This is a genomic window from Campylobacter gracilis, from assembly GCF_018374135.1.
Taxonomy (GTDB): domain Bacteria; phylum Campylobacterota; class Campylobacteria; order Campylobacterales; family Campylobacteraceae; genus Campylobacter_B; species Campylobacter_B gracilis_A.
In genome coordinates, this window is the sequence record NZ_JAHAFS010000028.1 from 1 (window position 1) to 11,489 (window position 11,489).

12 protein-coding genes are annotated in these 11,489 nt (G+C 49.2%); 7 read left to right on the top strand and 5 right to left on the bottom strand.

Annotated elements, in window-relative coordinates:
• Positions 1–273: 273 nt before the first annotated feature.
• Together sppA and KH703_RS09700 are read right to left on the bottom strand one after the other, a co-directional pair.
• Complete coding sequence (sppA, locus tag KH703_RS09695; RefSeq protein ID WP_304295677.1) at positions 274–1,146, bottom strand: signal peptide peptidase SppA; 873 nt, start codon at positions 1,144–1,146, stop codon at positions 274–276.
• Positions 1,134–2,351, bottom strand: a complete 1,218-nt coding sequence (locus KH703_RS09700; protein WP_304295680.1) for a metal-dependent hydrolase — start codon at positions 2,349–2,351, stop codon at positions 1,134–1,136. Before KH703_RS09700 ends, sppA begins: the two co-directional genes overlap by 13 nt.
• A 172-nt stretch (positions 2,352–2,523) precedes the next feature.
• Between KH703_RS09700 and aroQ the strand changes: the two genes are divergently transcribed.
• The 6 genes from aroQ to mnmA all read left to right on the top strand — a co-directional run bounded on the left by aroQ (position 2,524) and on the right by mnmA (position 7,504).
• Positions 2,524–2,991, top strand: coding sequence for a type II 3-dehydroquinate dehydratase (aroQ, locus tag KH703_RS09705; RefSeq protein ID WP_005869936.1), 468 nt, complete (start codon positions 2,524–2,526; stop codon positions 2,989–2,991).
• Positions 2,992–3,003: 12 nt separating this feature from the next.
• Complete coding sequence (locus KH703_RS09710; RefSeq protein ID WP_304295684.1) at positions 3,004–4,029, top strand: M24 family metallopeptidase; 1,026 nt, start codon at positions 3,004–3,006, stop codon at positions 4,027–4,029.
• Positions 4,026–4,577 (top strand): 2-amino-4-hydroxy-6-hydroxymethyldihydropteridine diphosphokinase, encoded by a 552-nt coding sequence (gene folK / locus KH703_RS09715; protein WP_304295686.1) that lies wholly within the window; start codon positions 4,026–4,028, stop codon positions 4,575–4,577. Before KH703_RS09710 ends, folK begins: the two co-directional genes overlap by 4 nt.
• A complete protein-coding gene (locus KH703_RS09720) occupies positions 4,559–5,755 on the top strand; it encodes a P-loop NTPase (protein WP_304295688.1) in 1,197 nt (398 codons plus the stop codon). Before folK ends, KH703_RS09720 begins: the two co-directional genes overlap by 19 nt.
• Before the next feature lie 115 nt (positions 5,756–5,870).
• Complete coding sequence (locus tag KH703_RS09725; RefSeq protein ID WP_298026996.1) at positions 5,871–6,476, top strand: TIGR00730 family Rossman fold protein; 606 nt, start codon at positions 5,871–5,873, stop codon at positions 6,474–6,476.
• Positions 6,473–7,504 (top strand): tRNA 2-thiouridine(34) synthase MnmA, encoded by a 1,032-nt coding sequence (mnmA, locus tag KH703_RS09730; protein WP_304295690.1) that lies wholly within the window; start codon positions 6,473–6,475, stop codon positions 7,502–7,504. Before KH703_RS09725 ends, mnmA begins: the two co-directional genes overlap by 4 nt.
• Positions 7,505–8,011: 507 nt before the next feature.
• Here mnmA and KH703_RS09735 read toward each other — a convergent pair.
• The 3 genes from KH703_RS09735 to luxS all read right to left on the bottom strand — a co-directional run bounded on the left by KH703_RS09735 (position 8,012) and on the right by luxS (position 11,052).
• The gene (locus KH703_RS09735; RefSeq protein WP_304295691.1) at positions 8,012–9,463 is read right to left on the bottom strand and encodes a DKNYY domain-containing protein; all 1,452 of its coding nucleotides are present in this window, start codon (positions 9,461–9,463) and stop codon (positions 8,012–8,014) included.
• A gap of 163 nt (positions 9,464–9,626) precedes the next feature.
• The gene (locus tag KH703_RS09740) at positions 9,627–9,965 is read right to left on the bottom strand and encodes a cupin domain-containing protein (protein WP_304295692.1); all 339 of its coding nucleotides are present in this window, start codon (positions 9,963–9,965) and stop codon (positions 9,627–9,629) included.
• Positions 9,966–10,548: 583 nt separating this feature from the next.
• Positions 10,549–11,052, bottom strand: coding sequence for an S-ribosylhomocysteine lyase (gene luxS / locus KH703_RS09745; RefSeq protein ID WP_304295694.1), 504 nt, complete (start codon positions 11,050–11,052; stop codon positions 10,549–10,551).
• Between the two features lie 106 nt (positions 11,053–11,158).
• Here luxS and KH703_RS09750 point away from each other — a divergent pair, with 106 nt between their 5' ends.
• Positions 11,159–11,368: a 4-oxalocrotonate tautomerase family protein gene (locus KH703_RS09750; RefSeq protein ID WP_304295696.1), complete on the top strand. Its 210-nt coding sequence runs from the start codon at positions 11,159–11,161 to the stop codon at positions 11,366–11,368.
• Positions 11,369–11,489: the final 121 nt, after the last annotated feature.

The following is an 11,489-nucleotide window of genomic DNA, read 5'->3' on the forward strand; positions in this document are numbered from 1 at the left end:
TAGGACTTAAGAGTTAAGAAAGCAGGTTCGGCTCGGTGCGAAACAGAATTGTGATTATACAAGAGCGATGCTTAAAGGGGGCTGAATAATTAGTAGAAAAATGAGGAGTTCTTAAACGAAGAAAAAATTCATAAAGAGATAAAATTTTAAAGAAAAGACCGAATGAAAAAGCGAGGAAATTTAAAAGTAGCCAAACCCAGTATGTTTCTACATACAAAATTTTGCTCTTAAAATTCCCTCATATTTTAAAATTTCTACGAAATTTCTAAAATTCTAATACGCCATCAGCTTCACGCCGAATGCACCGCGCACCAAACTCTCGCTTTTATTTGCTAGCCTATCTATCATCTTTTCGTACGCCGAGGGCTCCTGCCAGATCGGATCTGCTACGCCACTAGCCTTTATGAGCGCGCTCTTAGCGTCCTCTAAAGAGCCCACCTCGTCGATAAGCCCGACGCCTTTGGCGCCGCTAGCTAAAAATACTCGCGCATTCGCCCACGTATCGCGCTTCCTAAGATCCAGCGAGCGAGCCTGCGCCACCTCGCGCGTAAATAGCTCATAGCTCTCATCCACCAGAGCTTGCAGACTGGCGCGCTCCGCATCGCTCCATTTTCGCATCATCGTGCCCGCTTCTTTGAGCTCGCCCGCTTTGACGATCTGTTCGGCAAACCCCAATTTAGCTGCCGCTTCGCTCACGTCTAAGCCTTGCATAATCACGCCAATGGAGCCGATGAAGCTGCCCGGATTTGCATAAATTTTACTCGCCCACACGCCGCCTAGGTAGCTGCCGCTCGCCATCGTGCCCTTGGCGTAGGCGACGACCGGCTTGCGCGAGTTTAGAGACTTGATGGCCAGCGAAATTTCCACGCTCGGGCTTAGCGCGCCGCCAGGACTATCGATCAGCAGGAGCACTCCTTTGATCGCCTCGTCGTTTTTCAGGGCTTCGATCTTTTCTAAAATTTCGCTATCGTCCATTATCGCGCCGTTTAGCGAAAGTTGAGCGAGATTCGCGCCCTTTTGTTGCGCGCTTTCGCCGCCTGCGAAAATCAAAAACAAAATAAGCAGAAAAATCAGGGATTTAAAGTATTTGTTGATAAACCCGAGCACGGCGCCGATCGGCGCAAAGATATTTTTTATAAATTGCATTTCATTCCTTCGATAAAAAGTGATTTTGCGTTTTTGCTCTGCAAAATGAGCTGTAGCGCCAGCTGGCTCTGCTCGCAATCAATGCCTTCAAAAACGGCGATGTCGGCGAGCTTGCCGGCTCTCAGCTCGCCCAAATTTAGCCCCAGTGCCGCAGCAGCGTTTCTCGTCGCGCCTAAAATTAGCGCTCGCGCTAGATCTACCAAACCCAGCTCGTCATGCATCATTAAATTTGCGCGCAGCTCGTCTAAAAAGCTTAGGCTAAAATTCGAGCTAAGCCCGTCGGTAGCGATGTTGTAATTAAGCCCGCTTGCGAGCAGCTTTTTAAAGCTTAGCCGTTTTTTGCTAAGCAGGCGGTTGGAGCGCGCGCAGTGCGTGATCGAGTGGAACTTCGGATCAAAGATGCTAAAATCATCCACCCAAACGCAATGCGTAAAGAGCGTGCGAAGCCCGCTAAAATGCGCTACGAAGCTCTGCGGCGAGTAAAAAGGCGCGGGTGTTGGGTTAAATTTAGCAAGCCAGGCTTTAAATTTACCGTGACCCGTGCGCAGCCACTGCCGCTCATACGCGCTTTCCATAAAATGCGTGCTTATAGCAAGCCCGTTTTCGCGGGCAAGCTTCGTCGCAAACTCCGTAATCTGCGGGTGCGTCGAATACGGCGAGTGCACCGACACAGCGGGGATAAAAAGCGAGTTTGCGAGCGTCTTCGCGCGCTCAAATCGCTCTTTAAATTTCAAAATATTCTCCGCCGCAGCGTCCTTGCTCGCGCCTAAAATTTCATTAAAAAACACGGTTCTAATGCCGCTTTGCGCGCAAGCTTCAGCCTCGCCGCCGAAGCTTGAAATTTCGCCGATCGTGCCCACGCCGCTTCGCATCATCGCGGCAATCTGCTCCAAAATCAGCCGTCCGCGCGCTGCGGCGTCAAGCTGCTGCCTTGATGCGATGACGCTGCCTAGCCAATCCAAAAAATCTCCGTAGCGCAGCATGCCTTTGTTTGCGCTAAATTCCAAATGCACGTGCGGATTTATAAACGCAGGCATCGCTATGTCGCCGCTAAAGTCCAAAATTTTGGCTTGCGGATATTTGCGCGCCGCGCTCGCAAAGGCACAGACCTCTATTATCTTTTTATCAAAGACGATCGCGCCCTCTTTTAAAATTTTAAAATTCTCATCGCAGACAAGAACCCACTTCGCCCTTAAAATTCTCATCGTTTTCCTTATTTAAAACAGCGCGTGATTTTAGCATAAAATTCTATTTCACGCTAAATTTAGAGATAAAATTTTATCGTTTGGGTTTGAGCGGGTAAATTTGGCGCCATAGTAAAAAATAAGCTCGCTTTGGTTATAATTTTTGCTTAAATTTCAAAGCAAGGACGCAAAAATGAAAATTATGGTGATTCAAGGACCGAATATCAATATGCTTGGTATGCGCGAGCCCGCTATTTACGGGGTTATGAAGATGGAAGACATCCATAAGCAGATGAAGGCGGTCGCCGATCAGAGTGGCAACGAGATCGAGTTTTTCCAGAGCAATTTCGAAGGCGAGATCGTCGATAAGATCCAAGAGTGCTTCGGTACCTGCGACGGCATCATCATCAACCCCGCCGCCTACACGCACACTTCGCTCGCCATCCGCGATGCGCTCGCCGCAGTCAGTCTGCCCGTGATCGAGGTGCATATCTCAAACATCGCTCGCAGGGAGGAGCTTAGACAAAAAAGTCTAATAGCGCCCGTAACAGCGGGTCAGATCATCGGATTCGGTCCTGTGGGATATCATCTGGCGATGATCGGAATGATTCAAATTTTTGAGCAGATCAAAGCCGCCAGGGCTGAGCAGAAAGCCAAGTAGGACTGGATAAATTTGAAAAATTTTATCCTAAAGGACGAAAATGCCGTTTACCACGAGTGCGGATACAGCTGCGACAACGCGATATTTTTGAGTCTCGCGGGGCGCAAATTTTTCCTCACCGATGCGCGTTATAGCATCGAGGCGCGCGAGCTTTGCAAAGATACCGAAGTGATCGAGGTCGAGCGAAATTTGATAAAAGATGCGCGGCTATTTTTGAGAAAAATGGGCGTCCGCGAGCTTGTTTATAACCCGTACGATTTTAGCGCGGGTGAGTGGGAAGCGCTGAGCAAAGGGCTTGGGATAAAATTTAAGGCGCGTGCGAATTTTTCGCAAATTTCGCGCATAATAAAAACTGAAGACGAGATAAAAATTTTAAAACAAGCGGCGCAGCTAGGCGCGGAAAGGTTTGACGAATTTGCCGCGTTCGTGCGCGCCGAGGGCGAAGGCATGAGCGAAGAGGAGCTGTTTTTTAACGCCGAGCTCATCTTCAAGAAAAAGGGCGAGCTCGCGCTTAGCTTTTTGCCTATCGTCGCGATCAACGAAAACGCCGCAAAGGCGCACGCTCTGCCCGGTAAAAAGCGTTTGCGGCACGGCGATTTGCTCCTGCTTGACGCGGGGGTTAAATTTAATCGCTATTGCTCGGATAGGACGCGCACGGCGTGCTTTGACGAAAATTTTAACTTCGGCAAGGAGCAAAATTTTAAAAACGCCAAACGGCAAGAAATTTACGAGATCGTAAAAGAGGCGCAAGCTCTAGCGATCGCGGCGGTTATGCCTGGCAAAAAAGCGAGCGAGATCGACGCGGCGGCTAGGGATTTTATCGCGAGGTATGGCTACGGCGAAGCGTTTTTCCACAGCACCGGACACGGCGTCGGAGTCGATATCCACGAGCTTCCGTTCATCTCAAAGCGCGGAGATACCGTGCTAAAAGAGGGGATGGTCTTTAGCGTGGAGCCTGGGATTTACTTGCCCGGCGAGTTTGGCGTGCGCATCGAGGACGTCGTGGTAGTGCGCGAAAACGGGGCTGAAATTTTATGAGAGTAGCTCGGGTAAACATGCGACTTAAGAAAAACGGATTTTACGAGTGCGCGGACGCGCTGTGCGTCGTAAAAAGCGCCGTTTTTCCGATGAGGCGCCACGAGCGCGGAAATTTTAAAAATTTATACCTACTTGGGCTCGGCGGAAATTTAGGAGATGTCAGGCGACGCTTCGAGCGATTTTATCGCGTTTTGCAAAGCGACGCGCGCTTTTTCGTAGCCCAAAATTCCTTGATCTTAAAAAACAAGCCCTTCGGCTTTTTAAATCAGCCCGATTTTTTAAACGCCGTAATGCTCGTGCAAAGCTCTCTGCCGCCGCTTACATTGCTTAAAATTATGCAGCGCGCGGAGCTACGATTTGGGCGCAAAAGAAGCTTCAAAAACGCGCCACGCACGCTGGACGTGGATATTTTATATGCAAGCGCGAAGGTGCGTGCCTGCGAGCAGCTCGTGCTGCCGCATCCGGGTGCCTGCAAGCGCATAAGCGTGATTTTGCCACTTGGAGAGATGAAATTTAAAAGAGGACTGATATGCAAACTAAAATCGTAAATTTTTTAAGCGCCAAGGGCGGGGTTGGCAAAAGCGTGATTGCAGCAAATTTCGCCGAAATTCTAAGCGAGCAGGGCTACCGCACGGCGATCATAGAAGCGCCAAATTTAAACAATCAAGAGATCATTTTAAACGCTTTGCAAAGAAAGAGGATTTCGCTGCCAAGCGCCGTCGCAGTAAAAATTTCGCAAAATTTAACGCTCGTTTCGCCCGCGCTTGCTTCACAAAATCCCGCGTCTTCACAAAATTCTGTAAATAGCGCGAATTCTATGGCGCAAAATTCTATCAAAAACGCAAGCTCTAACGCAGATAATTACGTCGTGCAAAGCTCGCAAGACGACGAAAGTCTCAGCTCGCACAATTACGCGCAAAAACTCACGAGCTCTGATGGCAAAAACAACTCAGAAAATTCCGCCGCTTTAAATTCGATAGAAAACGCCACAAAAAATTCTACGAATTGTGCAGCCAAAAAGCCGCAGAATTGCGAAGATGGATGGAATTTTACAGAATCAGAAAGCCTAGAGAATTTTAAAAGCGACGATTTCACCAAGCAAAATTTAATCCCTGACGAGAATTCTCAAAATTCCGCGAGTAAAGATGAAATGAAAAATTCCGCCCGCTCATCAAATCCCGAAAAAGCCGGAAATTCCGCAAACGCAAAGGCTCACGAAAGCCCCGCTCACTTCGCAAGCGAGCTAAAAGAGGCGGGAATCTTCGATTTTATTTTGATCGATGCGGGGCTTGAGTATCTTGGAGATTTTTTGAGCATCGGCGACGAAAATATCGTGCTGTGCGCGAACGAACCCTGCTCGATAAGCAACACCTACGCGCTTTTAAAAACGCTTGGGGCGAGCAAAAAAGAGGTTTTGTTTTTGCTAAATTTCACCGCGAGCGAGGATGATGCCGTGATGATCTACGACAACCTAAAGTCGGTCGCGCACCGCAATATAAGCGAGCTGGGCTTTAAACTGCTAGGCTTTGTGCCGTTTTGCAAACAAGTAGCCATCTGCTCACAAAATCGCGCGCTTTTTAACTCGCACTATCCGTTTTCACCCGCTACGATCGCGCTTAGACAGAGCGTCTCGCGATTTTTAAGCAAGCAGGGCTGCGAGCCTATCGATATGAGTGCTTACCGCGGCGTCGGCGGATTTTTGCGAAAGCTTAGCAACCTAGTATGATTTACAACGAGATTTTAAATCACGTAAATTCTGCCTTTTTAAACGGAATTTTAAAAATTTAATGCTATTCTTAAAACTAAAATTTTAAATAATATACATAAAAGATAGATTAATCATGCAGTTAAAAGAAATTTTAAAAGACATCAAAATCGCCAGAGACAATCTCAAAAACGTGGGCAAAAGCGCCACAATCTTCGGCTCGGCACGCTTTAGCGAGGACAACCGCTACGTAAAAGACGCGCAAAAGCTCTGCGAGGGGCTCGCTGATTTAGGATACTCGATCATCACCGGAGGCGGTGGCGGCATTATGCAAGGCGCCAACCGAGGCGCATTTGCGAGGGCGAGGACGCACAGCGTGGGCTTTAACATCATGCTACCGTTTGAGCAAAAAAGCAACGGCTTTTTGACGCAGGGCGCGAAATTTTCGGCATTTGCACCGCGCAAAGGCGCTCTCATCGAAAACAGCGAGATTTTCGTCATCTTTCCTGGCGGCTTTGGAACGCTGGATGAGTTTTTTGAAATTTTAGTGCTGGTGCAGACGGGCTTTAAGCGCGCACGGATCTATCTTTACGACGAGGAATTCTACGCACCGCTAATGGAGTTTTTCCGCACTTCACTGCTAAAATCTGGCGCGATAAACGAAAGCGATCTGCAAAATTTTAAGCTCTGCGACAGCGTGGATGAAATTTTAACGGATGTGCAACGTAAGGAGAACGAATGAAAATTTTAGTCGCGATGAGTGGCGGCGTGGATAGCTCTATGTGCGCGAAGCTGCTGCAGGACGCGGGCCACGAGGTGCAGGGCTGCTATATGAAGCTGCACGCAAAGCCCGGCTATCACGAGGCGAACATTGCCAAAGTCCGCAAGGTGGGCGAGTTTTTGGGTATAAAAATCCACATTTTGGATCTACAGGATGATTTTAATCGCGATGTTTACGAGCCCTTCGTGCAGGCTTATATCGACGGTCTTACGCCAAATCCGTGCGCGCTGTGTAACCGCCGTATAAAACTCGGCAAGCTTTTGGAATTTGCGCGCGAGCAGGGCTTTGAGCGTCTAGCTACCGGGCATTACGTCCGTATCGAGGACGGGCTTTTAAAAGCCGCCGCAGATCTTAGCAAAGATCAGAGTTATTTTTTAGCAAACATCGATCCCGCCGCGCTTGAGTTTATGCTCTTTCCGCTTGGGGGGATGTATAAAAAGGACGTCAAAGAGGCCGCGCGCGCCTATGCGGAGCTTTCGCAGATCGCTTCTGCGAGCGAAAGCAGCGAGATCTGCTTTGTGGACACCACCTACATCGACGTTTTGAACCGTCATACGGGCACCAAAATGCCAGGCATTGTGCGCGACCGCGCGGGCAACGCCATCGGCACTCACGAGGGCTATATGCACTACACGATCGGCAAGCGCCGCGGTTTTACGGTACACGGCGCGCATGAGCCGCACTTCGTGCTAAGCATCGACCCGAGCAAAAACGAGATCGTCGTGGGCGGCAAGGAGGAGCTGGCAACCTACGAGTTCGACACCGAAAATTTCAACGCCTTTTTAAGCAGGGATGAAATTTTAAATATGGCGGGTCTCGGCGTTAAGATCCGCTACCGCAGCGCCAAACTCCCCGTTAAAATTTCGCCTCGCAAGGACGGCGGCGTACATGCCGTACTGTCCGCACCCGCAGCGGGCATCGCTCTGGCGCAGCTCGCGGTTTTTTACGACGAGCGCGACCGCGTAGTAGCAAGCGGATTTATAAAATAGCGCTTTATTTTTCTTCACTTAAAGCTCGCGGGTTTGCAAAACGGCGCTTTGATCGCACCGCTCGATCTGCATTCACTCTGTTAAATTTCATATCGGAGTAAGATATTTGCGCTTTTGAATCCAAGCCGCTAAATTTTATCTTGCGAGCTCGGCGCGCAAATTTTATGCGTGCAACTTTGCAATTTCAGCCTTTTAAATTTACGCTCTGTCGCCGCGTTGCCTGCGCTGCTAGGAAAATTTACGAAAGCGGCAGCGCTAAAATAAAATTTACGGCGACGCCTTATCTAAGCACGCCGCGACGCAAAGATCACGACCGATACAAAATATTTCGCGAGCCGTCGCGACGGCGCGAAACGAAATTTGCATACCCGCTCTAAAGGAATTTGCGATGAAATTCTAAGCTCGCGCCAAAGCCCGCAGTGCCGCATAAATTTCATAAATTTACGCAAAAATCAAATTTTAAAATTTAACAGCGCTTTCTGCACTCGAATTGTGCTCAAATCGCGGCTAAAATTCCACCCGCGTCTTTACCTCAAAAAGCAGCTCGCCGTCCACCGCCTCAAGCCCGCCGCTCTTTATCATCTCGCGAATTTTATCCGTGCCGAAGCTCTGTTTTTGAAGCAAAATTTCAACTAAATCTAGATCCCTGATCTCATAAATGCACCGATCTATCAGCTGCGAAGAGCCCAGATCATCGAAGTAGAAAAATCGCCCGCCGTTTGAATACACCCAGCCGTATAGCCCGCCGTGCACGCCGCCGACCTTGCGCCACTCATGCGGCAGCTCGAGCGCGAAAAGCCCGCTTTTGCGAGCGACCAGCCTGCGAGTGCTGCGGCCGCCGCCCCAAACATCCGCGCGCTCCAAGAAGTATAGCCGCTCGCCGCTTTGAAATACGCTGCCGCTAAGCGCTCGAATCTCGCCTGCAAAGGGATTGTCTGCCGCATGCTTTTGCTTTCCGTCGTTCTCGTCGAAATAATAGATGCCGCCTGGAGAGGCAAAAAGCAGATGGTTTGAGTGCGCGAGCTGCCTATTTAGCGGAGTATAGGGCGCGGCGGCGGGGTCAAATTTTAAATTGTTCGCAAAAATGTCGTCACCTTTCGCATCCCACAAAAAATAGCTCAACCGCTGCCTCAAAAGTTCGTAGTGCCCGCCGTTATCGCGCGCGTCAAGGCGCAGGTTTTTAAAATACACGTTCGTGCCGTCCGCGGCATAAACGCCGCTCGCCCTGCCGTCGCTTCCCTCTATCCGGCGCAGGCTCGCGGCATCGGCGCCGGGCAAAACCTCTCCTTTATAAAACGCGCGCGAGTCCTCCGCAGCGTAATACACGCCCGCGATTTGGCGCAGATTCGTAGCGTCCATTCGTTTAAATTTATAAACGTAGCTTTGCGGCTTGGGCGCATCCCAAAAAATATGCGCCAAGGTTTCATAAGTAAGCTTAAGCGCCCCCAGCGCGTCGTTAGGTACCGCCTCGCCGTCGCAAAAGTAGCTAACTCGCCCGTCGCTTACGTATCCGAACGCTACGGCCTTCGTGCGCGCAGGCTCTAGCTCGCTCATTGCAATGTTGCCGCAATATACGGCGTTTTTATCCGCCGCGACGTTAGAGCGGTAGCCGGAGCCGAAATCCAAAACCCGAAAGCTCGCCGCATCCGCGCTCGGTATCGCAAAATAGCCCGCGCCCACCACGAGGGCGTAAATTTCGCCATCTTTTTTATAAAAATCGCTGTATTTGATCTGCTCTTGCGGCGAGTAGTCGTCTGCGGAATTTATAACCGCAAACAGAGCGAGCGCGCTAAAAGCCGCGAACGCAAACGTTATACCAAGCGCGATCTTGCGCCAAAGCGGCATGCCCCGAGGCGCGTCTCGCACCGGCTTACGATCTGCTTCTACCTTGCGCGCCCTAGCTTTGCGCTTCTTTTGCGCGCGCTCATCCTTTGGCTCTTGCGTAAAATCCTCATACATCTTTTGCCTCAAATTTAATCTCGCCGCAGATTGCGCGGCACTTGAAATTGTACAAAAGCGCGGCTAAATTTATGAAATTTAACGCTACGGACAAATTCTAATTTAACTCTTTGCGACGCTAATTTATTTTACGAATGCCACAAAATCTCTGGCAAATTTTAATTCAAAGCGCTTCGTAGCCGCACGGAATCGGCGCCGTAACGCTTGCAAACATAAAATCCTCATCGCCCGTATTTTTCATACCGTGGCACTCCCCGCTTTTGGAAATGATTAGATCGCCCGCACAGATCGGCACCTCCTCACCCTTGCTCGGATAAAACACGCCGCGTCCGCTTAAGCAGATCCACACGTCATCGCCACCGGGGTGAATATGCGGCGCTACGACCTGGCCGCGTTTGACGATCCAAACCGCGCTGCAAGTGGCCTCTGTAGTAAAAAATGTCGTTTTTACGGCTCGCTCGTCGCTACAAATAGCATCTTTTATATGAAAAATTCTTTGCATTTTCTCTCCTTGAAGTTCACCGCATCCGGTGCGGTTTCGGCGGAATTTTAGCATCCTTTTCGTGCAGCGAAAGTGAAATTTCAAGCGCCAAACTCGCAACGTAACCTTAAATAAAAACTCTAAATTCTCGTTTTGCTATACGATTTTTTGGAGGATTGAGATCGCATCTAAAAGTAAGAGGCGCATAAGCATGGTATTTGCGGATAGAATTTCGGCTTTAATTTAAGACGGAATTTTAAAAATTCCTCTAAATTTAAAACTGCTCTGCTAGATAAATTTATTAAATTTGATATGAGCTTTGCTTACGCGCTTTTGCTACCCAGATTAAAGCCAAATCGTAGCTTTTATCAAAGACCTCGCGTGACGCAGACTTTACGGCAAGCGCCAAGTCGGTTTATAAAGCTAAATCGGCTTATAAATAGATGTTGCCTCTGGCTTGTTTTAGCAGATATGCATTTTTGCGCCTCGAATTTTTGCACATTTTACGATAATGTTTTTATAGCGCGTAACATACTGATCACGAGCCGAGCGGGAGTTCAAAGAGATAGCGTTAGAATTTTGCACTATCTCTTAAATTTCAAAACTATTTTATCTTGCTTGGATCCAGCGCGATCTCGTCGTTTTTGATCACGCCAATCCCTTTATTTAGCACGTTTTGCGCGATCTGTTTAGCTTCTGCTAGCGAGTGCATCGCGAAGGTGCCGCATTGAAATTTATTCAGCTCGGGGATATCCGCTTGAGAGGCCACGCCCAAAATATCCTTCATGCTCGCGCTCCACGCCGCCGCGACGGCGCTCTCGCTGGGCGCGCCGATCACGCTCATATAAAAGCCCGTGCGGCACCCCATCGGCGAGATGTCGATGATCTCGACGTCCGCGCTATTTAGATGCTCGCGCATAAAGCCAGCGAAAAGATGCTCCAGCGTATGGGTGCCGCGCTCGCTCATAATCTCTAAATTCGGGCGGCAAAACCGCAGATCATAGACGCTGATCTTATCGCCGCTTTTGGTGCTCATGCTCTTTGCGAGCCGCACGCCCGGGGCATTCATGCGAGTATGATCGACTTTAAAACTATCTAACAATGGCATATTTTCTCCTTAAATTTAGATTGTGGCGATTTTAACATAAAATTTCGCACTTTTAGGCGCGCAGACGAAATTTTGGCTACAATTACGTTTATTTTCAGGAGAATTAATGCCCTATATAAACGTCAAAATCACCAAAGAGCGCGGCGGTCTAAGTCGCGAACAAAAAGTAAAGCTCGTAAAAGACCTAACCGACGCCCTCGTAGCCGTGCTGGGTAGGGGCGAAAAAACCACGGTCGTGACGATAGACGAAATATCCACTGACGACTACGCGATCGGCGGACGGCTAGTAAGCGAAATCAGAAAGCGGCAGAGCTAAGCTTGAGCGCCAGGCTAAATTTGAAAAGCTAAATTTTAGAATTTTAAAATTTTCAAGCGAAATTCTACGTGGCAGGCACCGCTTCTAAGGGAATGAAATTTGCGACAATCCCCCCCCCCCC